A 25,524-nucleotide genomic window follows, 5' to 3' on the forward strand; every position below is an offset into this window, starting at 1 on the left:
TGCACGGACAGTAAGATTGCCGGGTGTTGGAGATCATGGAGATCCTCCGGAAGGACGCCCACGCGACGCCGGAGCGCATCTCGGACCTGACCGGGATCGACGTCGACCGGGTCCGGGCGCAGATCGCCGCCTGGGAACAGCAGGGGGTCATCCGGCGGTACAAGGCCGTCGTCGACGCCGACCGGCTGCGCGAGATCAGCGGCGAGCAGGTGATCACCGCGTTCATCGACGTCGCGGTGATGCCGGCCCGCGGCCTGGGCTTCGACGACGTCGCGCTGCGGATCTCCCGCTTCCCGGAGGTGCGTTCGGTGTACCTCGTGTCCGGCGCCCAGGACCTGCGGTGCGTGGTCACGGGGCGCAGCATGCACGACATCGCCGACTTCGTGGCCCAGAAGCTCTCCACGATCGAGCGCGTGACGGCCACGGCGACGCACTTCGTGATGAAGACGTACAAGGACGACGACGAGCTGTACGCGTCCCCCGAGGCCGACCGGCGCCTCCCGGTCACGCCGTGAAGCCGCTCAACCCGATCGTTGCCGCGTGCCCGCCCTCGGGCATCCGCCGCTTCTTCGACATCGCGGCGACCATGGACAACGTCATCTCGCTGGGCGTCGGCGAGCCCGACTACGTGACCCCCTGGCACGTGCGCGAGGCCGGGATCTACGCGCTGGAGCAGGGCTATACGACGTACACCTCGAACGCCGGGCTCCTGGAGCTGCGCCAGGCGATCGTTTCCGATCTGTCGCGTCGGTACTCGGTCAGCTTCGACGCCGACTCGGAGTGCCTGATCACATCCGGCGTGTCCCAGGGCCTCGATCTCGTGATGCGCACGCTGCTCGACACCGGCGACGAGGTGATCATCCCCGAGCCGTGCTACGTGGCGTACGGCCCGTGCGTGACCTTCGCCGGCGGCACCCCCGTCTACGTCCCGTCGTCCCCGACCTTCGAGATCCTGATCGACGAGATCGAGCGGGCCGTCACCCCGCGCACGAAGGCGATCCTGGTCTCGTCGCCGTCCAACCCGACGGGCGCCGTCCAGCCCGCCGCGCTGCTGGCCGCCCTGGTCGAAGTGGCCGTGCGCCACGACCTGTACCTGGTCTCGGACGAGATCTACGAGCGCCTGAGCTACGGCACCGCGCACACCTGCCTGGCGTCGCTACCCGGGGCGCGCGATCGCACCGTCGTCCTGGGCGGCTTCTCCAAGGCCCACGCGATGACGGGCTGGCGGGTCGGCTTCGTGTGCGCGCCGGCGTTCGTCCTGGAGCTCGCGGGGCGCATCCACCAGTACACGATGCTGTGCGCCCCGCACGTGTCGCAGGCCGCCGCCCTGGAGGGCCTGCGCTCGGGCGACGCCCAGGTGGCGGAGATGGTGGCCGACTACGACCGGCGCCGCCGCCTGTTCGTGAAGGGGCTGAACTCGATCGGCCTGACGTGCGAGGAGCCGCGGGGCGCGTTCTACGCCTTCCCGTCGATCCGCTCGACCGGCCTGGACTCCGAGACGTTCGCGTCGCGCCTGCTGGAGGCGGAGCGCGTGGCGGTGGTACCGGGAAGTGTCTTCGGCCCGTCCGGGGAGGGCCACGTGCGCTGCAGCTACGCCACGGCGCTGCCGCTGCTGGAGGAGGCCGTCAAGCGCATGGACCGCTTCGTGCGCTCCCTGTAGCCGACCCCGGACGGGCCTCAGCTCCTAGGGCTGTATCGAAGTGGATGGCCGGGCTGCGGCGGACTCAGGCGTCGGCTGGAACCACCCCGGTCACACCCCGATACAACCCCGGTATCGGGGCGCGCCCGGCGCGGCCCCAGCCGACGCCTGAGCCTCGCCTCGCTCCGACCCCCACTTCGATACAGCCCCTAGTTGATGGAGCCGGCGTCGGGAATCGGCCCGTCGGAGAACTCGGCCTTGACGACCGCGGTGTAGCTCAGCCGCTTTCCGCCGGTCCACGACTCCTGCGCGAGGGCGCGGCCGGTCGCCGGATCGATGATCAGGCGCTGCTCGCCCACGGCGCCGGAGTCGCCGCGGCGCGCGTACGCGACCGCGACCCCCGGCCGCCCGAGTGCATCGGTGGCCGGGCCGAGCGTGGTGATGCCGGGGAGCGCGGCGAGCATCCGGTACGCCGCGGCGCGCACGGCCGCCGGGACCGGCAGGTCCAGCACGAGCGCCGCGCCGCCGTAGAACAGGAAGGCCTGCTCGTTCTCCTGCTCGTGCCACGTGAGCAGCTTGGCCTTGAGCGCGTCGGGGTCCGTGGGCAGGGCGTTGAGCTCGGCGACCGAGTGCGTCCGGCCCGCGAGCAGGAAGTTGTTCGCCGCGGTGTGGCCCTCCATCGGGCGGGCCGACCAGGGGCCGTTCCCGGGGTGCATGAACGCGGTGGTCGCGTCGCCGGGCCTGGTCGCCAGCCACTGCTCGTCCGTCATCGCCTGGCGGCCGTCGCCGTTCGTGCGGCGCAGCACCCAGTAGCGGCCCTCGCGGATCGTGGCGCCTTCGTTCTGGGTCGCGGCCACCAGCAGAATGTTGGTCTCGACGGCCGCCGACGGGGCGTCTGCGGTCCGGGGTGAGGCCGTGGCCGGGGGCTTCTCCGGCGTTGCGTAGGCGATCGCCACCCCCGTGATCGCCATGGCCGCCGCCACCGCCGTGCCGGTCAGGATCCAGCGCCGGCGCGGCGACCTGTTCGGGTTCGGCCGGGAGTATGCGGGCCCCAGCGGCGGGACGGCCGGGGCGTCCAGGCGCGAGGGGCGGGCCTCCGACAGGGCGCGCATGGTGTCGTTCACTGGCTGTACTCCTTGGTCGGGGCGGGCTGGGGAGACGGGGACGTGTACGCGAAGGCCGATTCCAGGCGTTTGCGTGCGCGGTGGAGACGGACGAAGTAGGTGGCCGTCGAGCAGCCGACCACCGTGGACGCCTCGCGCGGCGACAGGCCGTGCCAGGCGATCAGGGTCAGCAGCTCGCGGTCGTCCTCGGCCAGCCGGGACAGGGCCGCCAGCATGGCCGCCTTCTCCACCACGCCGTCGGCCACGTCGGCGCGGGCCTCGTCGACCCAGGCGCGCATCTCCGCGGCCAGGCCGGCCTGGCGCTCTTCGGCGCGGTACCGCTCGCGCAGCACGTTGCGGGCCACGCCCAGCAGCCATGGGAGGGGGTCGCGCGGCACGGCGGTCCAGCGGCGCCACGCCACGAGGAAGGTGTCGCCGACAACGTCGTCGGCCAGGTCACGGCCGGCTCGGCTCACCGCGTACGCGTACACCTGGCGATAGTTCGCCTCGTACATCGCGGTGAACCGCCGGCCGTCGTCGGGTTGGTCCACGGTCCTCACAAGGGGTAATGCGTCCCGGGCCGCGATTCTTACAGGCTGCCGGTCAGGTCCGTCCCGTGGCCAATCGCAGGCCCTTCGCGGCCAGGCGGTCGGCCCGCTCGTTCTCCGGGTGTCCGGCGTGGCCCTTGACCCAGTGCCACTCGATCTCGTATCTGGCCGCGAGCGCGTCGAGCTCCTGCCAGAGGTCGACGTTCTTGACCGGCTTGCGGTCGGTGGTCTGCCAGCCGTTGCGCTTCCAGCGGGGCACCCAGGCCGTGATGCCGTTGCGCACGTACGAGCTGTCCGTGTACAGGTGCACGACCACGGGCCGGGTCAGGCTCTCCAACGCCCGAATCGGCGCGGTGAGCTCCATCCGGTTGTTCGTGGTCGCCGTCGCCTCCCCGCCGCACAGCTCCTTCTCGACGTTGCCGTAGCGCAGGACGGCGCCCCAGCCCCCCGGTCCCGGGTTTCCGCTGCAGGCGCCGTCCGTGTAGATCTCGACGTGGGTCACACAGGTATTAGACCGTGTGCCACTTCTGGTTCGCCGTGCCGGCACAGTCCCACAGCTGCAGGGCCGCGTCGTTGTTCGGGTTCCAGTCCTTGATGTCGACGCACTTGTTCGCCTGCGGGTTGACCAGGTCGCCGGCGGCGCTGAGCACGAACTGCTGCGCGGCGTTGCCCGAGCAGTTGGCGATCTGGATGACCGCGCCGTTGGCGGTGGAGCCCCAGGCCACGTCCATGCACTTGTTGTTCTCCGTGCGCAGCGTGCCGTTGGCGAACGTCCACTTCTGGTTGGTACCGCCGGTGCAGCTCCACATCAGCAGCGCCTGGCCGTCGTTGAACTTCCAGTTCGGCACGTCGATGCATTTGCCGTTCCAGTTGCTGGCGATCGACTTGCCGGTGCCGGCCGGCGGCGCCGTCGTCGGCTGCGCGGTCGTCGGCTGCGTCGTCGGCTGGGCCGGCGGCTGCGTCGTCGGCTGGGCCGGCGGCTGCGTGGTGGGCGGCGGGTTCGAGCCGCCGGTGAACGGGCTCAGCGTGATCGCGGCCGAGCGCGGGTCGCCGTCGTGCACGAGCGACTCCTGGTTCTGCACGTCGTCGAAGGCGAAGCCGTACGCCTTGCCGTCGGCCATGTTCGCGTGCACGATCCGCGAGTAGTGGTTGGTCAGCGCGCTCTTGTAGAAGTCGGCCGCGGTACCGCCCGGCTGCGTGTCGATGGTGCCGAGGGTGCTGCGGTGCAGGGCCGCGCAGAGCGTGCGGGCGATCGGGCCCACGACCTGGTCGTTGGGCGCGCCGAGGGCGCCGTCGCAGCCCCACACGTTGGCGGTGGTGGGCCGGTTGAACGAGGCGACCTGCTGGCCGGAGGCGTTCGTGAACGTCATCACGGTGCCGTTGGTGCGGCCGAAGTACTTCACGTTCGGCTGGTCGGTGAACGGCTGCACGGTGAGCGTCTTGGTGGTGTACGCACTCCAGGCGTTGGCGATGTACGGGTCGAGGTACGTCGCGCTGAACAGCCCGGCGTCGGCCGCCTTGCCGGGGGCGAGCACGCGCAGGACGGTACCGTCGGCGCGGGTCACGACCGTGTTGCCCCAGCCGGCCTGGGCCTTGACCTGGTCGATGACGTTCTGGCGGCCGTTGGCCTTCAGCGCGCCCGTTGTCGACGTGGCTCCGCTCGCGCCGGTGACGCTCACCGCGTGCGGCACCGCGAACATGTCGACCTGCGAGCTGTTGAGCCACAGGCCGGCGTCGTTGTAGGTGAACTCGCTCCAGTCGAACAGGATGTCGTGGTTCGGGTCGCCCGAGGCCCACGGCGCCGGCTGGACCAGCCCGTCGGGGGTCAGGAAGAACTTGAGCCGCTCGCCGAGCGACATGTACACGCGGCCGGAGAGGTTCTTGGGCAGCTGGATGGTCTTGCTGGAGCCGTTGGCCGGGCCGGGGATGGAGACGTCCGGGGCGGGCATCGGCGGGTTGGTGCCGGCCGACCACTGGGTGAACGTCCCGTTGGCGGAGACGTACCCGAGCTTGCCGGTGCTGAGGTTGGTGCCGAGCACGTACAGGTAGACCGCGTCCCCGCGCCCGGTCGAGTTGGTGACGGTGAACGGCAGTACCGAGGGGCCGGCCGCCTCCGCGGATGGCAGGGCGGCGATGGCCACGGGTATCGCGGCGGCGACCACGGCCGCGGCGCCGAGCAGCTTCGTCCTCAATCGCACGGGGAACTCCTGTCGAATCTGAACGTGAGAGCGCTCTCAGATTCCGGGACTGCGCGAACATGTGTCAACGGACACCAACTAGACCCAACGATCTGTTAAGGGCATGTTGAGATTGACGGGTCTAGCAAACCGTACGTACGTCTTGTTAGGGTGACGGCATGCCACCACTGCGGCTGCTCGCGCTCATCTCGCTCATCAACACCACCGGTACCGGCCTGTGGATGGTGTCGAGCCCGCTGTACCTGACGCGGTACGCGGGCCTGTCGATCGCCGCGACCGGCCTGGCCCTGACCGCGACCGGCCTCGTGTGCATGGTGGCGAGCGCCCCGATGGGCTATGTCGCGGACCGCCTGGGCGCGCGCGAGGTCTTCGTCGCCGGCCTGGTCGCGCAGGCGCTCGGCACCGCGGCGTTCGCCTTGGTGCACAACGTCTGGGTGTACCTGCTGATCGGCGTCCCGCTCGCCGTCGCCGACGCGGCCCAGCGCGCCGCCAAGGGCGCGGTCATCGGCGGTGCGGTGCCGCCGGAGGACCGCGTGCGCACCCGCGCGTACCTGCGCTCGGTCACCAACGTGGGCATCGCCGTCGGCTCCGCGCTCGCCGGCGTGGCCCTGGCGGTCGACACCCGCTGGGCCTACGTCGCCCTGATCCTCGGCGACGCGCTGACGTACTGCATCGCCGCCGCCCTGGCGAGCCGCCTGGAGCGCATCCCGCGCCACGCCCACGAGCCCGGCGCCCCGCGGCTGGTCGCCCTGCGCGATCGCCCGTTCCTCGCCTTCGTCCTGCTCGACGGCCTGCTCTCGACCCACTTCGGCCTGTTCGAGGTCGGCCTGCCGCTGTGGATCGCGCACCGCACGGACGCCCCGACCTGGCTGATCGCGGTGGTGTACCTGACCAACACCACGGCGGTCGTGCTCTTCCAGGTGCGGGCGGCCCGCGGCACCGACGAACCCCGCGGCGCCGCGCGGGCCGCCCGCCGCGCCGGCCTGACCCTCCTCGTCGCGTGCGGCCTCTACGCCCTGTCCGGCCATGCGCACGCCACGGTCACGATCGCGCTCCTCGTGGCGGGGGCCCTGACCCACGTGGTCGGCGAGCTCTGGCACTCCGCGTCCGGCTGGGGCATCTCGTTCGGCCTGTCACCGTCGGACAAGCACGGGCAGTACCAGGGCGCGTACGCGATAGGCATGCAGCTGGGCCAGATGCTCGCCCCGCTCGTCGTGACGACGCTCGCCCTCGGCTGGGGCGACCCGGGCTGGCTCCTGCTGGGCGCGGCCTTCGCCCTGGCGGGCGCGGCGATGCCGCCGACGGTCGACTGGGCGCTGAAGAACCGTCCACATGAGACGGCTCAGTTGCCGACGCCCAAGCCGGCCATGAACGCGGAGGGGTAGCGGTCGCCGCGCGCGGAGCCGGCCGGCACCGCCCGCTCGATCTCGGCGCGGTCCTGCGCGGTCAGGGCCACCTCGACCAGCGCCTCGGACAGCCGCTCGCGGGTGCGGGCCCCGACCAGCGGGACGATGTCCGGCCCCTGCGCGGCCACCCACGCGATGGCAAGCTGGGCGACCGTGCACCCCTTGGCCGCCGCGATCCGGCGCAGCGCCTCGACCAGGGCCAGGTTGTGCTCCACGTTGCCGGGCGAGAACCGCGGGGTGCGCGCGCGGAAGTCGCCGGGCGCCGCGGTCCGCTCCGCGCTCCAGTGCCCGGAGATGAGACCGCGGGACAGCACGCCGTACGCGGTCATCCCGATCCCCAGCTCGCGCAGGACCGGCAGCACCTCGGCCTCGACCGCGCGCGACACCAGCGAGTACTCGATCTGCAGGTCGGCGACCGGGTGCACCGCGTGGGCCCGCCGGACGGTGTCGGCGCCGACCTCGGAGAGCCCGAGGTGCCGCACGTACCCGGCGTCGATCATCTCCTTGATCGCGCCCACGGTGTCCTCGATCGGCACCTGCGGGTCGAGCCGGGCCGGACGGTAGATGTCGATGTGGTCGACGCCGAGGCGCGTCAGCGAGTACGCCAGGAAGTTCTTCACCGCCGCCGGCCGGTTGTCCGGCGGCCCCATCACCGCTCCCGGCCCGCGCAGGTGCCCGAACTTCACGCTCAGCACGTAGCCGTCGCGGTCGCGACCGCGCAGCGCCTCGGCGAGCAGCAGCTCGTTGTGCCCCATCGCGTAGAAGTCGCCCGTGTCGATGAGCGTGACCCCGGCGTCGAGCGCGGCGTGCACCGTGGCGATGCTCTCGGCGCGATCGGCGGGCCCGTACGCGCCGCCGGACATGCCCATCGCCCCGAGCCCGAGCGCCGAGACGACCGGCCCGGTGCTTCCCAACTGTCGTGTCTGCATCATGATCTCCACCCTGCGCCGGAATCGCGGGCTTCGGGAGCGGAGCGTGCATCGTGGGAGTACCGCTCCCTGGTTAGTGCTCTTGGGAAGGGCACCATGGAGGGCATGGAACGTGAGCAGCTCGCCGACTTCCTGCGCCGGCGCCGCGAGGCGATCCGCCCGGGCGAGGTCGGCCTCACCGACGGCCCGCGCCGGCGCACCGCGGGCCTGCGCCGGGAGGAGGTGGCGCTGCTCGCCGGCATGTCGGTCGACTACGTGGTGCGCCTGGAGCAGGGCCGCAGCAGCCAGCCGTCGACCCAGTTGCTGGCCGCCCTGGCCCGGGCCCTGCGCCTCTCCGACGACGAGCGCACCCACCTCTTCCACCTGGCCGGCCACCGCCCGCCGCCGGCCGAGGGGGTGGCCCGACTGGCCCGGGCGGGCCTGGTGCGCCTGCTCGACCTGCTCCCCGACACCCCCGCGATGGTCATGTCCGACCTGGGGGAGATCCTGGCCCAGAACCGCGCCTCGCTCCTGCTCTCGGGGGACCTGACCCGCTTCACGGGCCTGCGGCGCTTCACGGTGTACCGCTGGTTCACCGATCCCGCGGCCCGCGCCGTCCACCCGCCCGACGACGAGGAGCGCCACGCTCGCGTACATGTGGCCGACCTGCGCGCCACCGCGGGCCGCCGCGCGGGCGACCCGGTCGTGACGGAGCTGGTGTCGCGCCTGCGGGAGGAGAGCGCGGAGTTCCGGCGGTTGTGGGAGGAGCACGAGGTCGCGGTGCGGAGGGCCGATCAGAAGACGCTTGTCAACCCGCGGGTCGGGCCGATCCTGGTGGACTGCGAGACGCTGGTGACCCCGGACCAGGGGCAGCAGTTGCTGGTGCTGACGCCGGCGAACGCTGAGGCGCGGGAGCGTTTGGAACTGCTGCGGGTGCTCGGTACCGAGGAGTTCGCGCAGGCCTGAAACGCCGACGAGGCGGGGCCGGCGGGCCGCGGGCGCTGCCCGGCCCCGAAAAGTCGGGCGCTGCGCGCCGCGACTTTTCGGATTTATACCCCGGCAGGCGATAAATCGGATATGTCGCGGCGCGGCAGCGCCCGACATTTCGCCGACGACGAGCCACGAACGACATGTCGGATTGCTGGGCATTGGACAACGGCCTGCAAGGAGTCATGATGTCTCCGGCAGCCGGGCCGCGGTGAGCTGCAAAAAATGACTGTGTACGGACGTACGCATCCAATGTACGTTTGTACACATGACGGGGAAGTCCATGCGGCAGCGGATGCTCGACGGGGAGCTGTACATCGCGGACGAGGAGATCGGTCGCGACTACCTGCGCGCGCAGGACCTCACGCGCCGCATCAACGCTCTGCCCGCCGCCGACGGTGAGACCAGGCGCAAGCTGCTCACCGAGCTCCTCGGGGCGCTCGGCGAGGAGACCGAGATCCGCACGCCCGTGCAGTTCGACTACGGGTACCAGACCTATTTCGGCGCCCGCAGCTTCGTCAACTTCGGCTTCGTCTGTCTCGACGTGGCGCGGGTGACGATCGGCGACGACGTGCAGATTGCCACGAACGTGCAGCTGCTCACCGCCTGGCACCCGGTCGATCCCCAGGCGCGGCGCGACAAGTGGGAGGCCGGCTCCCCGATCACGATCGGCGACAACGTCTGGCTCGGCGGCGGCGTCATCGTCTGCCCGGGGGTCACGATCGGCGCCAACACCGTCGTCGGCGCGGGCTCGGTCGTGAACAAGGACCTGCCCGCCAACGTCGTCGCCGTGGGCAACCCGGCGCGGATCGTCCGCGAGATCTGAGATGCCCGTCCGGCGCCACGACCCCGACCGCAAGGACCGCATCATCGACGCGGCCATCGCGGTCATCGCCGAGCGCGGGGTCGCCGGCACGACCCACCGGCTCATCGCCGCGGCGGCCGACGTGCCGCTGGGGTCGCTGACGTACCACTTCACGAGCCTCGAGGACCTCCGGTGCCAGGCGTTCCGGCGCCACGCCGAGCGCATGTCGGTCACCTACGAGGCGCACTTCCGCGGGGTACGGACGCGGGAAGAGCTCGTCGAGGCGGTCACCGATCTCATCGACGGCGACGCCGGCGCGGACGCGGCGGACTGGGCGATCGCGTACGAGCTGTACCTCGCCGCCCTGCGCGAGCCCGCCCTGCGCGAGGTCACCGAGACCTGGATGCGCGCCAGCCGGGCCGTGCTCGAGCGGTTCGTCGACCCGATCACGGCCCGGGGCGTCGACGCCCTGATCGAGGGCCTGGTCATGCACAAGACCCTGTCGACCGGACCGGTGTCCCGCGAGGACATCCGGACGATCGTCGAGCGAACGATCGGAACTTCATGAGCCTGACCGTCACCGCCCCCGTCGACCACCGCCCCGCGACCCGAGCCACCTACGCCGCCTTCATCTGGTCGGGCGTGGCCATGGCCAGCTGGGCCTCGCGCATCCCGCAGATCCGCGACGCCCTGCACCTCGAGCCGTCCAAGCTCGGCCTGGTCCTGCTGTCCATCGCGGCCGGCTCGATCGTGTCGCTGCTCGCCTCGGGCCACATCGTCGCCCGCTTCGGGTCGCGCAAGACCGTCGCGGTGATGGCCGCCCTGCTCATGGTCGCCCTCGCCGGCGCCGCCTCGGGCTACCACCTCGGCGTCGCGCCGGTGGTCGCGAGCCTGCTGCTGTTCGGGTTCGCCAACGGCGCCTGGGACGTGGCCATGAACGTCCAGGGCGCGGTGGTCGAACGCGCGGTCGGCCGTTCGATCATGGCTCGCTTCCATGCGGGCTTCAGCGTCGGTACCGTCGCGGGTGCCCTGCTCGGCGCGGCGATGGTCGCCCTGCACGTACCGGTGACACTGCACCTGACCCTGACGGCTCTCGTGGTCGGCGCGAGCACCGCGTACTCGGTGCGCAACTTCATGCCCGACGGCGCCTCCGAGACCGCCCCGGCCGACGGCGGCCTGAAGCACACCCTGCGCTTCTGGCGCGAGCCCCGCACCCTGCTCGTGGGCGTCTTCGTGCTCGCCTTCGCGTTCGCCGAGGGTACCGGCATCGACTGGATCGGCATCGCGGTCATCGACGGGTACAAGGCCCCCGCGGCCGTGGGCACCCTGGCGTTCGCCGTCTTCCTGGCCGCGATGACCGTGGGCCGCTGGTTCGGCCCGAACCTGCTGGACCGCTACGGCCGCGTCCCGGTCGTGCGCGCCCTGGCCGTGCTCACCGTCGCGGGCCTGCTGCTCTTCGTCTTCGGCCCGAACACGCCGATCGCCTTCCTGGGCGCCCTGCTCTGGGGCGTCGGCACGTCGCTGGGCTTCCCGGTGGGGATGAGCGCGGCCTCGGACGACCCGGCGTACGCGGCGCCGCGGGTGAGCGTGGTGGCGTCGATCGGGTACTGCGCCTTCCTGGGCGGCCCGCCGCTGATCGGCTTCCTGGGCGACCACATCACGGTGGTGCGCGCCTTGGCCGCGGTGGCGGTCCTGATGGCCGTCGCGTCCCTGGCCGCCGGCGCCGTCCGCCCGCTGAAGGCCGCCGAGTAGGCCTCAGGCCGAGGCGCCCGATGGGATGACGTGCGTCGCGCCGAGGCCGAGGCGGGTCACGACCTCCGTCGCGGTCTCCGGGGTCAGGTTGCGCGTGTCCGCCACGTTCCAGCCGTCGCCCGAGGCGTACGAGGCGCCCGACCAGGTCGGGTGCAGAGGGCTTGTCGACGATCGTGGCCACTGGGCAACCCCGCTTCTGCTCCGCCGGTTATCGGTACAAAACCAGGCTAGGTGCGAAAAGGGTGCAGATCTGTCCCCCGATGCGCCGCCGTTGAGCGCGAAGAACCCGGCACCCGTTGCGGGTGCCGGGCGCTCGCGCACAGGTCAGGCGGACGGGACCGCCGACGTGACCGGGAACCAGGTCGAGGGCTGCTTCGGGTCGGCGAACTGCAGGCCGTTGAGCGTCTTGAGCAGCTCGGGCTGGGGGATGGCCGCGCCGCCGTCGGCGTAGATCTCGGCGAGGTACTTGCCGTCGGCCGTCATCCGGAAGCACAGGTTGGCGTTGCCGGAGTTGCAGAACGCCGCGCCGCCCGGCTTCTGGTGCGTGCTGTCGGTGAACTCGACCGGGTACAGCGCGATCCGCACCGTCGGCCCGTGGCCGGTGGACGCGTCGATCGGCTCGGTCAGCGCGGTGTACGACGGCACGGTCTTGCTCAGGCGCAGGCTCGCCGACATGTACGACGCGCCCGACGGGAAGTCGTCGGTGCGGCCGGCGGAGACCAGCGTGTACCCGGCCGGCGCGTACGTGGCCTTGATGGCCACCGTGGCCGGGGCGACCTGGGCCGGGGCGAAGGCCGAGGCGATCTTGACCAGCTCGTCCTTGTTGTACTCGCCCTGCACCACCGAGCTCGCGACGGCCCACGCGTTGTCGGCGTACTGCCACGCGAGCGCCACGCCCGGCGCGAGGTCGGTCGAGTCGATGTACATGACGCTTGCCGCGAAGAGCCCGGGGCGCCCGTTGACCTTCACCGGCGCGGCGTTGGCGAACTTCGTGGGCTGGAAGACGCCGGGGCGGTACACCGTGATGTTGGCGCTGTACAGCGGCGAGGAAGCGACCACGCTGTTGTTGTCGCCGTAGAGGTTGGAGACCTCGTTGCCGCGCCGCACGTACAGCTCCTGGTAGCCCGGCGTGATGTGCTCCGGCGCCGTGACGGTGAACTCGCCGGCCGTGAAGCCCTTGAAGCCGTACGTCCACTGGGCATCCGGGTACGCGACGGCCCTGGCCCCGGCCGCGGCGACGGGAGCCGGGGTCGCGGGGGGCGCGGGGGGCGCGGAGGAGAGGGAGGGCACCATGAGCGCGGCGAACACGGCCGCGGCGGTGGCCACGGCCGCCCCGCCGCCCTGCAGCAGGCGGTGCCGCGAGCGGCGCCGCTGGCCCGCGGTCACGAAGTCGTCGACGTCGCGGCGCATGGGCGGCGCCTCGGCCAAGGCGTCGGTGCGCGCCTGCGCCAACAGGTCCTGCATGTTGCTCTGGGTCATGACGCCCTCTCGATTTGTCCGGGTCCCGCGATGCTGCCTTGGGGTTCGGCGACGTCGAGCCGTTCGCGCAGCTTGGCCAGGCCGCGCGCCGTGTTGGTCTTGACGGTCCCCTCGGGGCACCGCAGCGTCTCCGCGGTCTCCTGGACGGTCCGGCCTTCGAGGTAGCGCAGCACCAGCGCCGCGCGCTGCTGCACCGGGAGGGTGCGCAGCGCCCCGAGGACCGTGACCCGGTCGATGACGTCCGGCGTGCCGTCACGCACGGCCGGCTCCGGCATCGCGTCGCCCACCGCCTGCTCGCGGCGCCACCAGGGGCGCCGGACCTCGTCGACCGCCGCCCGCACCACCATCGTGCGGGCGTAGCTCTCCGGCCGCTCGACCTTGCGCCAGCGGGCGTACAGCTTCGCCAGGGACGTGCACACGGCATCCTCGGCGAGCTGCCAGTCACCGCACGTGAGGTACGCCAGCCCGCGCAGCTGATCCATCTGCACGGAGACGAACTCCCGGTACGCCGCCTCGTCGTCGCGGTTCACCAGTCACTGCTCCAATCGTCGCGAGGGCTAGACGGGCGAAGGGGCGGCCCCCGTTTCAGCTTTCGCCGAAAACTTCGGGAACCGCCCCCACAGTGGCACGAGGAGCTACATCGACGAGGCCGGGACGAAGGTGTATCCCGCGCCCTGCACCCCTTCGACGGTGGTCTTCAGGTAGCTGACGTCGACGTACGGGTGGAAGAAGAAGCTCGCCACCCCGTCCTTGACCGCGGTGTTGAGCTGCGCCGCGGCCCCCGGCGCCGGCCGGCCCCTGAGCCCCGACCGCGGAGCTCGCGGCGAGCGCAGTGAGCGGATGCGTCGGAGATTCGAGCGCGAGTTCGCACCGGATCCCCATGGAACACAGTTGTCCGGGGCCGGTTTCGCCACTGGCTCCCCGCCGGGCCGATTCGGCGACCAAGAATGGTGCGCCCGGCGGATCACTGCCTTCCCGTCAGCCCGTCGCCGGGCTGGTCCACTCAAGGTAGCGGCCCGGGTGCAGGAGCGTTGTCGTCAGCGCGGGATGCAGTCGCGCGCCAACCGGATGACAGGACCTACGGAACGTACAGGCAGAACGGGTGCCCGTCGGGCTGCCTCATCGGACCGTCTCGATCAGCTGGGTCAGCTCGCGCATGAGGCGCTCGGCGCGGGCACTGCCGAACGCGGCCTCGACCGCGCGGTGGTGGGCCGTGGCCGTGCCGTCCAGGCGGCCGAGCAGCGTGGTGCCGGCCTCGGAGAGGTACACCGCGACCCGCCGGCGGTCGTTCGCGTCCTGCCGGCGGTAGACCAGCGCGCCGTCCACGAGCCGGTCGACGGCCTTGGTCAGCGTCGGGTGGGGCATGAGCGCGGCCTCGGCGAGGTCGCCCATCGAGTGCCCGCGCCCGTCGGAGAGCGCCTGCAGGATGCGCCACTGCTCGACGGAGACGCCCTCCTCCAGCAGCGCCGCCGCGAGGCCGCGGTTGACCGCGCGCTCGGCCTCGCTCAGCACGTATCCGAGGTGGGACCGCAGCCCGACCGCATCCACCAGAGTCGCCCCTTCCACCCGCCCGCCCTAGGAAAGATACTCGGCGCGTGGAAGAGGTCCGGGTGCTCTCCGACCCGCTCGAGGCGCGGCTGCTCGCGCCCGAGCCGGGCGGCCCGGTGCGCGTGGCGCTGGCCGTGCCGACGTCGGGCCCGCTGGGCATGATGGCTCCGGCGGTGCTCAACTGCGCCCGCCTGGCCGTCGCCGAGCTCAACGCCGCCGGCGGTCTTCTGGGCCGTCCGATCGAGTTGGTACTCCTCGATGCCGGTCGAGCCCCGTCCGCCGTCGCCGGGGACCTGGCCGACCTGGCCCGCTCGGGCGCGATCGCGGCGGTCGTCGGCACCCATGCCAGCGACGTGCGCGTGGCCGCCGTCGCGGCCCTGCGCGGCCGGGTCCCGTACGTCTTCACGCCCCCGTACGAGGGCGGCGAGCGAGCGCCGGGCGTGTACCTGCTCGGCGAGACCCCGGCCCGCCAGCTGCGCCCGGCGATGGACTGGCTGGTCCGCCACCGCCGCGCCCGCCGCTGGGCCCTGGTCGGCAACGACTACGTGTGGCCGCGGATGCTGCACGACGCCGCGGTCGCGTACCTGCGCGCGGCGAGCGCCCAGGTGGTGGCCGCCCGCTACGTGCCCCTGGGGGCGCTCGACCCGGCCCCGCTGCTGGACCTGATCGCCCGCCGCCGCGCCGACGCCGTGCTGCTGACCCTGGTCGGCAGCGACCTGGCCGCGTTCAACCGCGCGTTCGCCGAGTCCGCCCTGCGTGCCCCGCGCCTGTGCGCGGCGCTGGAGGAGAACGGCCTGCTGGCCACGGGCGGCGACGCGACCGGGGAGCTGTACGCGACGATGGGCTACTTCGGCAACGTGGCCACGGACGCGGGGCTGGCGTTCGTGGAGCGGTACACGCACCGTTACGGCTGGCAGGCCCCGGTCCTGAACGGCCACGCGGAGGCCTGTTACGACGGCGTGCGCCTGCTGGCGGGCCTGGCCGCGCGGGCGGGCAGCCTGCACCCGGCGGCCATGGACGCCACCGCCGACGGCACGACAATCACCGGCGGCCGCGGCACCCTGGCCGTGAAGGACCGGCACGTGAACCCGCCGGTGTACCTGGCGCGGGCCGACGGCCTGGACTTCGACGTCATCGACGCCTTCTGAGGGCGAGATCTTTCCAGATTCAAGTATTAGGTCTACCGTTTGCTGGCATGGCGGAGGCTCCCGATATCGAGCGTTTCGGATACACGCAGGAGCTGCAGCGCTCCCTCGGCTTCACTGATCTGCTGGTGTACGGCCTCATCTTCATGGTGCCCATCGCGCCCTTCGGGATCTTCGGCGGCGTGTTCCAGGGTTCCGGCGGGATGGTCGCCCTCGCCTACGCGATCGGCATGGTGGCCATGGTGTTCACCGCGCTGTCCTACGCACAGATGGTCAAGGCCTTCCCGATGGCCGGCTCCGTGTACACCTACGCGGGGCGCGGCATCGCGGCGCCGGTCGGGTTCCTCGCGGGCTGGGTGATCCTGCTCGACTACGTGCTGGTGCCCAGCCTGCTGTACCTGGTCGCGAGCGTCGCCATGAACTCGGTCGTCACCGCGGTGCCCGTGTGGGCCTGGCTCGTGGCGTTCGTCGCGCTCAACACCGTCGTGAACCTGCTCGGCATCCAGCTCACGGCGCTGGTGAACCGGTACATGCTGCTCGGTGAGCTCCTCGTGCTCGCGGTCTTCATCGTCATCGGGATCGTCGCGCTGGCGCAGGGGAAGGGGCGCGGCTTCGACTGGTCGCCCTGGTACAACTCCGGGACCTTCTCCTGGCCGCTCGTGTTCGGCGCCGTGTCGATCGCGGTGCTGTCCTTCCTCGGCTTCGACGGCATCTCGATGCTCGCCGAGGAGCACCGCGGGGAGGCGCGCCAGATCGGCCGGTCGATGGTCGCCGCGCTCGCGCTGGCCGGGGTGCTGTTCATCGTGCAGACCTGGGTCGCGGCGCTGCTCGTGCCCGACCCGCAGAAGCTGCTCGACGAGGGCGACCCGGGCGGCACCGCGTTCTACGACGCGGCCCGCGTCGGCGGCGGGGCCTGGCTGGCCACGCTCACCGCCGTCGCGACCGCGGTCGCCTGGGGCTTCGCCAACGCGCTGGTCGCGCAGGTGGCCACCTCGCGGCTGCTGTACGCGATGGCCCGCGACCGGCAGCTGCCGTCGTTCCTCGCGCGGATCTCCGCGAAGCATCGGGTACCGGTCAACGCGACATTCGTCGTCGCGGTGGTCTCGCTCGGGCTGGGGCTGTACATGTGGTCCCGCGACGACGGGATCACGCTGCTGTCGACGCTCGTCAACTTCGGCGCGATGACCGCGTTCCTGGCGCTGCACGTGTCGGTGTTCTGGCACCATGTGGTGCGCGGGGGCAGCCGCGACTGGCTGCGGCACCTGGTGTTCCCGCTGATCGGGTTCCTCATCCTGCTGTACGTCGTGATCAATGCCAAGGTCGCGGCCCAGATGCTCGGCTTCACCTGGCTGGGCATCGGCGTGGTCATCCTCGCGGTGCTCTACGCGACCGGGCGCCGGCCCCGACTGTCGGGACAGACGAATGACTGAGCTGCACGAGTACGAACCGAAGGCGGACGAGCTCGCGTACACCTTCGGCGGAAGGGCCCCGGTGCGCCGGATAAGGCCCGGAGACGTGCTGCGGGTGTACACCGAGGACTGCTTCGGCGGCCGCGTCACCGGCATCGACACGCTGCCCACCGACGTGGTCGAGTTCCCGTTCCTCAACCCGGTGAGCGGTCCGTTCTTCGTCGAGGGGGCCGAGCCGGGCGACACGCTGGCGCTGCACTTCGTGAGCCTCGAGCCGGCCCGCGACTGGGCCGTGTCGAGCACGTTCCCGCACTTCGGCGCGCTCACGTCGACCTCGCACACGGCGACGCTGCAGCCGCCTCTGGAAGAGCGCGTCTGGGTCTACGAGCTTTCGAAGAACATCGTCCGCTTCAGCGCCCGCAACAGCGACTTCGTCGTCGACCTCCCGCTGGACCCGATGCACGGCACGGTGGGCGTGGCCCCGGCCGCCTTCGAGGCGCGCATGACGATCACCCCGGACGCGCACGGCGGCAACATGGACACGCCCGAGCTGCGGGCCGGCGTGACCGTCTACTTCGGAGTCAATGTGGACGGTGCGCTGTTCGCGCTCGGGGACGGGCACGCGCGGCAGGGGCACGGCGAGGTGAGCGGGGTCGCGGTCGAGTGCGCGATGCGCACGACGCTGGTGGTGGAGCTGCTCAAGGGGGTACCGACGCCGTGGCCCCGCCTCGAGTCCGACGAGTTCCTCATGAGCACCGGCTCGGCGCGGCCGCTCGAGGACGCCTACCGCATCAGCCAGCACGACCTGGTGACCTGGGTCGGCGGCCTCACCGGGCTCGACGAGCTCGACGCGCTGCAGCTGGTCAGCCAGGCCGGCGAGGCCCCGGTCGGCAACGTGTGCGACACGAACTACACCATGGTCGCGAAGGTGGCCAAGCGGTACCTGCGGGGCGCCGAGGCATACGACGGAGTTCACGCGCGGTTGCGGGGGATCGCGGTAAGAATGGGCTCATGAAGCTGGGTCTGCACTACTGGAACTTCTCCAACCCCGCCGAGCCCGTGGCCATCGCGCCCACGCTCCGCGAGACCGCGCTCGTCGCCGAGCAGGCGGGGGTCGCCTCGTTCACGGTCATGGACCACTACTTCCAGATGGATCAGTACGCGCCGGCCGAGGAGCCGATGCTCGAGGGGTACACGACGCTGGGCTACGTCGCCGCCCTGACGCAGAAGATGACGCTCGGGCTGCTGGTGACCGGCGTGATGTACCGCCACCCGGGTCTCCTCGCGAAGATCGTCACCACCCTGGACGTGCTCTCGGGCGGCCGCGCGCGGCTCGGCATCGGCGCCTCCTGGTACGAGCGCGAGCAGCGGGGCCTGGGCGTGCCGGTCGTACCCGTCGCGGAGCGGTTCGAGCGCCTGGAGGAGACGCTGCAGGTCTGCCTGCAGATGTGGAGCGGCAAGGGCGGCGAGTTCAACGGCGCCCACTACCAGCTCACCGAGGTCCTCAACTCCCCGGCCGCCATAAGCACCCCGCACCCGATGATCATGATCGGTGGCGGCGGCGAGAAGAAGACGCTGCGCCTCGTGGCCAAGTACGCCGACGCCTGCAACCTCTTCGGCACCTCGAAGGAGGACCTGGCCCACAAGCTCGACGTGCTGCGCGAGCACTGCGCCGCCGAGGGCCGCGACTACGACACCATCGTGAAGACGGCGCTGGTGACCCGGCCGGCCCTGGTCGACCCGGACGCCTGGCTGGCCGAGGTCGAGTCCTTCGCGGCGCTGGGCATCACCGAGGTCATGACCATGCCCGACCGCAACCCGCTCGAGTTCGCCAACGGCCTGGCCGAGAAGATCCTGCCCCGCCTGGCCTCAATCTAACCGGGGCAGTCCGGTCCGGGGCTCGCGTGAGAAACTAGGAACCTGTCGGGGTTGGGAGGTGATCCGGAATGAGTCTCGCCGTGCTTGAGCACGTCGGCCCGTGGAGCGAAGTCGACTACCTCGCTCTCGGCGAGACGGTCGACCGGATCGAGCTGATCGATGGGAGTCTCCTGGTGAGCCCCGCGCCGAGCAAGCGCCACCAGCATGTCTCGCGCCGCCTTGCCAATGCCCTCGATCCGTCCGCGGCCGAAGCGGGCCTGTGGGTCTACGAGGCCGTCAACGTCCGTCTGGCCGCAGGCCGGATCGTCATCCCGGATGTCGTCGTCGCGGACACTGACGACGAGGGAGCCTTGGTCGAGTCGGTCGATGTGCGCTTGGTCGCCGAGGTTGTCTCGCCCGGCAACGCGGCGGCCGACCGCCTCGTCAAGATGCAGCTCTACGCCGCCGCGCGGATCGAGTGGTATCTGCTGGTCGAGCAGGAGCCAGGCGGCGTTGGGCTTCGCTTGTATCGGCTCGATGGCACTCACTACGCCGAGCATGCCGTCACCCGGAGCGGCGATGCGCTGGTCGCTGACCAGCCGTTCCCATTCCGGCTCGACACCGCCGCGCTCGTCCGCCGCTGACAGCGCCCCGGCCCGGCCCCGAGTCGGGGCTGGGCCGGCGCCCGTTCTCCGCACGGTTGGTGTCGGTCTTCCGGGTCAATCAGATCGCCGATTTTGGCTGATGTTTCGGGCCGATTAGTCCGAATTGAGCCGAAGGGGATATCTGTCCGGCTTCGGGGGCGTTGGACTGGAACGATGAGAGTTCTGGTCACCGGCGGGGCGGGGTTCATCGGCGGCAACCTGTGCCGGGAGCTCGCCGCCCACCCACGGGTCTCGGAGGTCGTCGCGTTCGACGATCTCAGTACGGGCAGCGAGCGCAACCTGGACGGCGTCGACGTGCGGCTGGTCGTGGGCAGCATCTTCGACCGGCCCGCGATCGACGCCGCCGTCGGGGAGGCCGACGTCGTCATCCACCTCGCCGCGCGGCCCAGCGTGCCGCGCTCGGTCGCCGATCCCATGCGCAGCCACCTGGTCAACGCCAACGGGACCATGCACGTGCTCGAGGCGTGCCGGCTCGACGGCACGCCGATCATCGCGGCGTCCTCGTCGTCGGTGTACGGGCCGACGCGCACGCTGCCCAAGCACGAGGAGCTGCCGACGCGGCCGCAGAGCCCGTACGCCGGCGAGCAAGCTGGCCGCCGAGGCCGCGCTCCTCGCCTACGGGGCCACCTACGGGCTGCCGGTGCTCGCGCTGCGGTTCTTCAACGTGTACGGGCCGCTGCAGTCGGTCGGGCACACGTACGCCGCCGTCATTCCGACCTTCGCCGACGCGGCCCTGCGCGGGCAGCCCGTCCACGTGCACGGCGACGGGCGGCAGACGCGGGACTTCACGTACGTCGGCTCGGTCGCGCGGCTGCTCACCGACGCCGCCGTGCGCCGGGTCACCAGCCCGACGCCGGTCAACCTCGCGTTCGGCACGCGGACCTCGCTGGCTGGAGCTGGTGGAAAAGCCTGGTGCACGTCGGCGACGGCCGGTGCCGGCCCGACCTGGAGCGGCTGGTGCGCGAGCGCCGCCTCGGCGGCCGGGGTCTCCTTCGCCGGCGCCGTGCCGCCCGGCGCGCCCGTGCGGCTCTTCCTCGACGACGCCGACCTCTTCGTGCTCCACCTCCCGCTCCGAGGGGCTGCCCCGGGCCCTGATCGAGGCGATGGCCCGCGGGCTGCCCGCCGTGGCCAGCCGGGTCGGCGGCGTACCCGAGCTGCTCGGCGCCGACCGGATGGTGCCGCCCGGCGACCGCGCACGTACCTCGTGCTGTTCCAGAACCTCGCCGAGGTCCGCGCCACCGGCGGCATGCCCGGCGCGTTCGCCGTCGCGCAGGCCGACCACGGCCGGGTGAGCCTCGTGGAGCAGGGCACCGCGGCCAAGACCCTGCGCGACTTCGACGAGCCCCTCACCGACCACGACGACTTCGACTACGAGCTCATCGAGGAGCATGCGCAGTACATCTTCGACACCCGCGACCGCTGCCGGGGCCGTGTCGTCGAGCGTTTGTAGAACACTCAGGAAAGTTCGGTAACCTGCCGCGGTGCTTGTTGCGCCGACCCGGCTCCTGCTGATTCGCGCCGGCGTCGTCTTCGGCACCGCGGCGGTGCTCCTGGTGGAGCTCCTGTCGGCGGTTCACCTGCTGAACCGGCCCACGGTGATCGTGCTGTGGGCGCTCGCGGCGGTGCTGGTCGGATTTTTCGGACATAAGCGCGTTTCTGGGCTCTGGGGGGCCTTTCGCGAGTTCTGGGCGAGCGCGGACCGTCTCGAGCGCGTCATCGCCCTCGTGCTCGGCGGGCTGTTCCTCGCCGACCTCGTCATCGCGCTGGTGGCCCCGCCGAACAACTTCGACTCGCAGACCTACCACCTGCCCAAGGTCGAGCACTGGGCGGCGCAGGGCGGCGTCGGGTTCTACCCGACCGTCATCGACCGCCAGCTGGCCATGGCCCCGGGCGCGGAGTACATCCTGCTGCACCTGCGGCTGCTGACCGGCGGCGACTCGCTGTACAACCTCGTGCAGCTCGCGGCGGGCGTCTTCGGCGCGCTGATCGCGTCGCGGATCACCGCCCAGCTCGGCGGCGCCCGGCGGGCCCAGCTCGTGGCCGCCCTGATCTTCGGTACCACCCCGATCGTCGCGCTGGAGGCCACCAGCACCCAGACCGACCTGGTCGTGGCCCTGTGGGTCGGCGCGGTCGCGACCCTCGTGCTCGACGAGCGCGAGCGCCGCACGCCCTGGCCCGCGATCGCCCTGCTCGGCGCGGCCGCGGGCCTGACCCTGCTGACCAAGGCGACCGGCCTGCTGGCGGCGGGCCCCCTGCTGGTGTGGTGGTTCGCCACCCGGCTCCGGCGGCGCGAGTGGGTCCGGGCCGTCGCCGGCACCGGCATCGTGGTGGCGTCGGTGGCCCTCATCGCCGGCCCGTACCTCTGGCGCGTCGAGACCACGTACAGCAACCCCCTCGGCCCCGACCACCTGCGCGACTCGATCTCGATGCAGCGCCACGACCCCGCCTCGGTGCTGATCAACGCGCTGCGCATCGGCGAGACCGCGCTGCAGACGCCGGCCGGCCCGGTCGGCGCGGGCGCGATCCGGTCCCTGGCCCACGCGGTCGGCGTCGACCCGGACGCGCGCGACATCACGTACTGGGGCGCCACCTACCCGTACAAGTCCTGGCTGCCGGACGAGGATCGCGTCTCCTTCCCGGTGCAGGGCGCCCTGATCCTGGCCGGCGCCGTCGTGCTGGCCTGGCGCCGCAGCCCGGCCCGCGTCTACGCGGCCCTGTTCTGGGTGGCCGTCCTCGCGTACGTCGTCATGGTCAAGTGGCAGCCCTGGGGCAACCGCCTCATCGTCTTCCTGATCCTGCTGGGCACGCCGCTGGCCGCGCTCTGGGTCGAGCCGCTGTTGGTGTACCGCCGCCGCTGGGTCTTCCGCGCAACCGCCGCGGTGCTCGCGATCGGCGCCCTGGCCGGCACCGCGGCCGTCGCCGCCGGGTGGCCGCGCCGGCTGGTCGGCTCCGGCTCCGTGTTCACCACCTCGACGATGGACCAGCGCTTCATCCGCCGGCCCGAGTGGGGACGGGACTACCGCTGGGCCGCCGACGCGGTGAACGCGTCCGGCGCCGAGCGGGTCGGGATCATCCAGGGGTACAACAGCTGGGAGTACCCCTGGTGGATCCTGCTCAAGGGCGACGACCTGGTGTCGCTGCAGTCGCTGCAGCCCGACATCCCGGCGCCGCCGATCGCCTCGGTCGACGCCGTGGTGTGCGTGGACCCGCCGATCGGCTGCTGGTTCTACATCCCGCAGGAGTGGCACCCGCAGACGCAGGGCTCGGTGACGTACGCCATCCGCCCTCATTGATGCTGTTTTCTTGCTTCCTTCGGTCGCGGTGGGGGAGCTTCGCTCCACCCACACCCCCTCAAGGTCTGCGCCGGCGCGTTCGAGCGGCGCCGAGGAGACGGTGATCGGCGTCGGGCGCGGTGACGTACGCCCTCATTGATGCAAAGTTTCGGGTGGTCTCGCGCGTGTAGTCCGCGAGGGAGGTGCCCGTGGAGGAGGCGGAGTTCTCGGCGTTCGTGGCCGAGCGTGCCCACGCGCTGCTCAAGACCGCTGGCCCCGAACGGCCTCAACGTGGTGACCCTGACCAAGGACGGCCCGCAGCTGATCGAGCGCCCCGTGGACGTCCCGGACGGCGGCGCGCCGATCGTTCTCGGGCCGCCGGCCTAGGGTAAGGCCGGCTCGGGCTGCCGCGGCTGCTCGGCGGGCTCGTCGCGGTGCAGGAGGGTGCGCGCCTCGCCCGCGGCCAGGAGGAGCCAGATCGCGCCGTTCGTGCCGCCGATGAGCCAGTCCTCGGTCGCGATGGTCGGGACCACCGCGAGAGCGCCGATGGTGAACCAGGCGGCGGGCAAGGTGCCGTCCGGCCGGCGGCGCACCGCGTGCCAGAGCAGCAGGACGAGGCCGAGCAGGAAGGCGGCCGCGCCCAGGACGCCGCCGCGGCGGAAGGCGCCCACCGCGGCGTTGTCGGTGTTGAGCTGGCGGCGCGGGCCCTCGACCGGGTTGCCGTCGTCGATGCGCTCGACCACGGCCCGGGAGGTCTTGGCGTCGCCGAAGGCCTTCTCGGCCCACCCGGCGTCCTTCCAGTCCACCCAGACCTGCCGCCAGGTGTCGGTACGCCCACTCGTCACGTCGTTCGGGTTGTCGGCGAAGCGGTCCTTGAGCACCCACCCGTAGCCGCCGCCGAGGGTCATCACGATCGCGAGCACCACGAACGGGGTGGCGACCGAGACCCACCGCCGGTCAATGCCCTCAAGGTCCTCGTTGCGCTTCCACAGCACGAGGCCGAGGTGCACGACCGCGGCCGCGGTGGCGAAGACGAAGCCGGTGCGGGACTCGCAGATCGACAGCACGAGCGCGGCCAGCGCGGCCACGCCGAGCCGCTGCCACCACGCCATCGCGCGGTCGAAGCCGATCCGGATGCCGGCCACGGCCATGAGCCCGGCCAGCGAGTTCGGGTGGTAGAACAGGCCCGGCCCGCCCCAGAAGCGGTCGGTCATCATCCGCGCCGAGGCGTTGTCGGGGATGGCGCGGACCGCGTCGAAGAGGCTGCCGGAGCCGGCGAGCAGCAGCGCCGCGACGCCGAGCAGGATGCCGCTCGCCATGCCGACGGACAGGTCGCGGCCGCGGCGCCCGGCGGTGCTGTTCAGCGCGATGAGCGCGAGGACGGCCAGGGTGAACACGCCCGCGTAGGCGACCCGCTGCCCGGCCACCTTCCAGTGCGCGACGAGCACCGCGCCGGCGATGCCGAGGAACCAGTACGCCAGGCCGAGCCACGCGGTGCCGAGCCGCGGCAGGGAGCGCAGGGAGCGCAGCCACGGCCACGCCCACACCGCGAACACGACCACCTCGACGGCGAGGACCGCCCAGATGATGCCGGGGCGCTTCGTCGCCGTCCAGGTGAGGATGCCGGCGACCACGAACAGCCCGCCGAGCGTCAGGCCGGGCACGGTGATCCCGGGCAGGCTCAGGGCGAGCCCGGCCACGGCCAGCGCGATCAGGCCCGCCGCGAACGCCGCCGCCGACTGGCCGATGGAGTCCGTCCGGGTGTACTCCAGCACGCCCGCGAGGAGCGCGACGACGACTGCGACGATGACGAAGGCACTGCGCCCCCGGGCGGTGATCATCCGACGTTTGTCCTTGTCCGGCGGCGGCTCAGGAAGAAGTCGCGCACCACCCGGCGCGGCCCGGCCGGCACCAGCCAGACCTGCAGGAAGGTGATGTAGTCGGTGAAGCTCGGCTTGCCGTGCGTGCGCGCCTCGCGCAAAAGGTCGAAGAAGACCCGCGGGCTGCGGCTCGCGGCCGCCATCGAGCCCACGACGCTCATCGCCAGGGCCGCGTACGCGCGCGGCGTCACCCGGGGCCGGGTCTGTTGCAGCCACTCCAGCGACTGCTTCCACGGCGCGTCGAAGCTGATGCGGGGGCGGTTCTCGTCGGCGTACCAGATGACGAGCGGCTCCTCGGCGTAGATCAGGTCGACGCCGTCCTCCTGGAGGCTGCGCAGCGTCCAGTCCAGCTCCTGCAGCCGCCGCAGGCCGTCGGTGAACGGCACCTTCCGCAGCAGCGCGGTCGGGGCCAGGATCGTCGAGGTCTGGATGAAGCCGTCGCCGTGGAACAGGCCGTGGCGCACCGCGAGGTACTCGCTGATCGGCTCGCCCGGCGCCGGCACCCGGCGCGGCATGATCAGCTCGGCCCGGGGCGTGCGCATGTAGAGCCGGCTGCCCACGATCGGCTGGGCCACGGCCGAGGCCCGCGCCCGCTTCAGCTGCGTCTCGAGCTTCTCCGGCAGCCACTCGTCGTCGTCGTCGAGGAACGCGACCCAGTCCGCGCGGGCGTTGTCCACGCCGCGGTTGCGGGCGTTCGGCGCACCGCCGGACTCCGGCAGCTCGACCGGCCGGACGCGCTCGTCACCGATCGCGGTGAGCGCCGCCACGGTCGCCGGGTCGGGGCCGTCGATCACGACCACGATCTCGATGTCGGCCAGGGTCTGGGCCAGCGCACTTCGAACGGCACGCACCACCAGCTCGGGCCGGTTGCGCGTGGGGATGACGACGCTGACCTCGGGTCTTTGCACGATGACCAATCCGTC

At 71.9% G+C, this 25,524-nt stretch carries 26 protein-coding genes and 2 pseudogenes; 18 read left to right on the plus strand and 10 right to left on the minus strand.

What is annotated here, in order from left to right:
• Nucleotides 1–23 precede the first annotated feature (23 nt).
• Together ACPPVO_RS02430 and ACPPVO_RS02435 are read left to right on the plus strand one after the other, a co-directional pair.
• Nucleotides 24–515, plus strand: a complete 492-nt coding sequence (locus ACPPVO_RS02430; protein WP_360366929.1) for an Lrp/AsnC family transcriptional regulator — start codon at nucleotides 24–26, stop codon at nucleotides 513–515.
• Nucleotides 512–1,660, plus strand: a complete 1,149-nt coding sequence (locus tag ACPPVO_RS02435) for an aminotransferase class I/II-fold pyridoxal phosphate-dependent enzyme (RefSeq protein WP_426509685.1) — start codon at nucleotides 512–514, stop codon at nucleotides 1,658–1,660. Before ACPPVO_RS02430 ends, ACPPVO_RS02435 begins: the two co-directional genes overlap by 4 nt.
• 188 nt (nucleotides 1,661–1,848) lie before the next feature.
• Here ACPPVO_RS02435 and ACPPVO_RS02440 read toward each other — a convergent pair whose 3' ends face one another.
• From ACPPVO_RS02440 to ACPPVO_RS02455, 4 genes are read right to left on the minus strand one after another with little or no spacing between them, the layout of a single operon-like run.
• Nucleotides 1,849–2,763 carry a CU044_5270 family protein gene (locus tag ACPPVO_RS02440; protein ID WP_426509686.1) on the minus strand — a complete coding sequence of 305 codons (915 nt, stop codon included), beginning with the start codon at nucleotides 2,761–2,763 and terminating at the stop codon, nucleotides 1,849–1,851.
• On the minus strand, nucleotides 2,760–3,293 hold the full coding sequence (locus tag ACPPVO_RS02445) for an RNA polymerase sigma factor (protein WP_426509687.1): 534 nt from the start codon (nucleotides 3,291–3,293) through the stop codon (nucleotides 2,760–2,762). Before ACPPVO_RS02445 ends, ACPPVO_RS02440 begins: the two co-directional genes overlap by 4 nt.
• A gap of 52 nt (nucleotides 3,294–3,345) precedes the next feature.
• Nucleotides 3,346–3,792, minus strand: a complete 447-nt coding sequence (gene rnhA / locus ACPPVO_RS02450) for a ribonuclease HI (protein ID WP_426509688.1) — start codon at nucleotides 3,790–3,792, stop codon at nucleotides 3,346–3,348.
• Between the two features lie 7 nt (nucleotides 3,793–3,799).
• Nucleotides 3,800–5,488: a glycoside hydrolase family 64 protein gene (locus ACPPVO_RS02455; RefSeq protein ID WP_426509689.1), complete on the minus strand. Its 1,689-nt coding sequence runs from the start codon at nucleotides 5,486–5,488 to the stop codon at nucleotides 3,800–3,802.
• Nucleotides 5,489–5,646: 158 nt separating this feature from the next.
• Here ACPPVO_RS02455 and ACPPVO_RS02460 point away from each other — a divergent pair, with 158 nt between their 5' ends.
• On the plus strand, nucleotides 5,647–6,873 hold the full coding sequence (locus ACPPVO_RS02460) for an MFS transporter (protein ID WP_426509690.1): 1,227 nt from the start codon (nucleotides 5,647–5,649) through the stop codon (nucleotides 6,871–6,873).
• Here ACPPVO_RS02460 and ACPPVO_RS02465 read toward each other — a convergent pair.
• Nucleotides 6,831–7,826: an aldo/keto reductase gene (locus tag ACPPVO_RS02465; RefSeq protein WP_360366908.1), complete on the minus strand. Its 996-nt coding sequence runs from the start codon at nucleotides 7,824–7,826 to the stop codon at nucleotides 6,831–6,833. The genes ACPPVO_RS02460 and ACPPVO_RS02465 overlap by 43 nt on opposite strands.
• 102 nt (nucleotides 7,827–7,928) lie before the next feature.
• Here ACPPVO_RS02465 and ACPPVO_RS02470 point away from each other — a divergent pair, with 102 nt between their 5' ends.
• The 4 genes from ACPPVO_RS02470 (at nucleotide 7,929) to ACPPVO_RS02485 (ending at nucleotide 11,346) form a co-directional block, all read left to right on the plus strand.
• Nucleotides 7,929–8,768, plus strand: coding sequence for a helix-turn-helix domain-containing protein (locus ACPPVO_RS02470; RefSeq protein WP_426509691.1), 840 nt, complete (start codon nucleotides 7,929–7,931; stop codon nucleotides 8,766–8,768).
• Nucleotides 8,769–9,057: 289 nt separating this feature from the next.
• Nucleotides 9,058–9,615: a sugar O-acetyltransferase gene (locus ACPPVO_RS02475; protein ID WP_426509692.1), complete on the plus strand. Its 558-nt coding sequence runs from the start codon at nucleotides 9,058–9,060 to the stop codon at nucleotides 9,613–9,615.
• 1 nt (nucleotide 9,616) lies between these two features.
• Nucleotides 9,617–10,162 carry a TetR/AcrR family transcriptional regulator gene (locus ACPPVO_RS02480; RefSeq protein WP_426509693.1) on the plus strand — a complete coding sequence of 182 codons (546 nt, stop codon included), beginning with the start codon at nucleotides 9,617–9,619 and terminating at the stop codon, nucleotides 10,160–10,162.
• The gene (locus ACPPVO_RS02485; RefSeq protein WP_426509694.1) at nucleotides 10,159–11,346 is read left to right on the plus strand and encodes an MFS transporter; all 1,188 of its coding nucleotides are present in this window, start codon (nucleotides 10,159–10,161) and stop codon (nucleotides 11,344–11,346) included. Before ACPPVO_RS02480 ends, ACPPVO_RS02485 begins: the two co-directional genes overlap by 4 nt.
• Before the next feature lie 324 nt (nucleotides 11,347–11,670).
• Here the strand turns inward: ACPPVO_RS02485 and ACPPVO_RS02490 are convergent, their stop codons facing one another.
• The 3 genes from ACPPVO_RS02490 to ACPPVO_RS02500 form a co-directional block, all read right to left on the minus strand.
• A complete protein-coding gene (locus tag ACPPVO_RS02490; RefSeq protein ID WP_426509695.1) occupies nucleotides 11,671–12,825 on the minus strand; it encodes a hypothetical protein in 1,155 nt (384 codons plus the stop codon).
• Nucleotides 12,822–13,355: a SigE family RNA polymerase sigma factor gene (locus tag ACPPVO_RS02495; RefSeq protein WP_426509696.1), complete on the minus strand. Its 534-nt coding sequence runs from the start codon at nucleotides 13,353–13,355 to the stop codon at nucleotides 12,822–12,824. Before ACPPVO_RS02495 ends, ACPPVO_RS02490 begins: the two co-directional genes overlap by 4 nt.
• A 589-nt stretch (nucleotides 13,356–13,944) precedes the next feature.
• Complete coding sequence (locus tag ACPPVO_RS02500; RefSeq protein WP_426509697.1) at nucleotides 13,945–14,391, minus strand: MarR family winged helix-turn-helix transcriptional regulator; 447 nt, start codon at nucleotides 14,389–14,391, stop codon at nucleotides 13,945–13,947.
• Nucleotides 14,392–14,420: 29 nt separating this feature from the next.
• Here ACPPVO_RS02500 and ACPPVO_RS02505 point away from each other — a divergent pair, with 29 nt between their 5' ends.
• From ACPPVO_RS02505 to ACPPVO_RS02555, 11 genes and pseudogenes are all read left to right on the plus strand, one after another.
• Nucleotides 14,421–15,521: a substrate-binding domain-containing protein gene (locus tag ACPPVO_RS02505; RefSeq protein WP_426509698.1), complete on the plus strand. Its 1,101-nt coding sequence runs from the start codon at nucleotides 14,421–14,423 to the stop codon at nucleotides 15,519–15,521.
• Between the two features lie 47 nt (nucleotides 15,522–15,568).
• Entirely contained in the window at nucleotides 15,569–16,948 is a 1,380-nt protein-coding gene (locus tag ACPPVO_RS02510) for an APC family permease (protein WP_426509699.1), read from the plus strand.
• Entirely contained in the window at nucleotides 16,941–17,942 is a 1,002-nt protein-coding gene (locus ACPPVO_RS02515; RefSeq protein WP_426509700.1) for an acetamidase/formamidase family protein, read from the plus strand. The genes ACPPVO_RS02510 and ACPPVO_RS02515 overlap by 8 nt, the downstream gene beginning before the upstream one ends.
• Nucleotides 17,939–18,805, plus strand: coding sequence for an LLM class F420-dependent oxidoreductase (locus tag ACPPVO_RS02520; protein WP_426509701.1), 867 nt, complete (start codon nucleotides 17,939–17,941; stop codon nucleotides 18,803–18,805). Before ACPPVO_RS02515 ends, ACPPVO_RS02520 begins: the two co-directional genes overlap by 4 nt.
• Nucleotides 18,806–18,873: 68 nt before the next feature.
• Entirely contained in the window at nucleotides 18,874–19,428 is a 555-nt protein-coding gene (locus ACPPVO_RS02525) for a Uma2 family endonuclease (RefSeq protein WP_426509702.1), read from the plus strand.
• A gap of 174 nt (nucleotides 19,429–19,602) precedes the next feature.
• Nucleotides 19,603–19,968: pseudogene (locus ACPPVO_RS02530) on the plus strand (NAD-dependent epimerase/dehydratase family protein); the annotation flags it as partial.
• A 121-nt stretch (nucleotides 19,969–20,089) separates the two neighbouring features.
• Nucleotides 20,090–20,224 (plus strand): annotated as a pseudogene (locus tag ACPPVO_RS02535) (NAD-dependent epimerase/dehydratase family protein); the annotation flags it as partial.
• Nucleotides 20,225–20,552: 328 nt separating this feature from the next.
• On the plus strand, nucleotides 20,553–20,741 hold the full coding sequence (locus tag ACPPVO_RS02540; RefSeq protein WP_426514504.1) for a hypothetical protein: 189 nt from the start codon (nucleotides 20,553–20,555) through the stop codon (nucleotides 20,739–20,741).
• Nucleotides 20,696–20,899, plus strand: a complete 204-nt coding sequence (locus tag ACPPVO_RS02545; protein WP_426514505.1) for a hypothetical protein — start codon at nucleotides 20,696–20,698, stop codon at nucleotides 20,897–20,899. The genes ACPPVO_RS02540 and ACPPVO_RS02545 overlap by 46 nt, the downstream gene beginning before the upstream one ends.
• A gap of 274 nt (nucleotides 20,900–21,173) precedes the next feature.
• Nucleotides 21,174–22,742, plus strand: a complete 1,569-nt coding sequence (locus tag ACPPVO_RS02550) for a glycosyltransferase family 39 protein (protein WP_426509703.1) — start codon at nucleotides 21,174–21,176, stop codon at nucleotides 22,740–22,742.
• A gap of 225 nt (nucleotides 22,743–22,967) precedes the next feature.
• Nucleotides 22,968–23,108 (plus strand): hypothetical protein, encoded by a 141-nt coding sequence (locus tag ACPPVO_RS02555; RefSeq protein WP_426509704.1) that lies wholly within the window; start codon nucleotides 22,968–22,970, stop codon nucleotides 23,106–23,108.
• Here the strand turns inward: ACPPVO_RS02555 and ACPPVO_RS02560 are convergent.
• Both ACPPVO_RS02560 and ACPPVO_RS02565 read right to left on the minus strand, forming a co-directional pair.
• Nucleotides 23,105–24,562 carry a hypothetical protein gene (locus ACPPVO_RS02560; RefSeq protein WP_426509705.1) on the minus strand — a complete coding sequence of 486 codons (1,458 nt, stop codon included), beginning with the start codon at nucleotides 24,560–24,562 and terminating at the stop codon, nucleotides 23,105–23,107. The two genes, ACPPVO_RS02555 and ACPPVO_RS02560, sit on opposite strands and share 4 nt — an antisense overlap.
• Nucleotides 24,559–25,509, minus strand: a complete 951-nt coding sequence (locus ACPPVO_RS02565) for a glycosyltransferase family 2 protein (RefSeq protein ID WP_426509706.1) — start codon at nucleotides 25,507–25,509, stop codon at nucleotides 24,559–24,561. Before ACPPVO_RS02565 ends, ACPPVO_RS02560 begins: the two co-directional genes overlap by 4 nt.
• Nucleotides 25,510–25,524: the final 15 nt, after the last annotated feature.

Origin of the sequence: Dactylosporangium sp. McL0621, assembly GCF_049995355.1 — a bacterium.
Lineage (GTDB): Bacteria > Actinomycetota > Actinomycetes > Mycobacteriales > Micromonosporaceae > Dactylosporangium.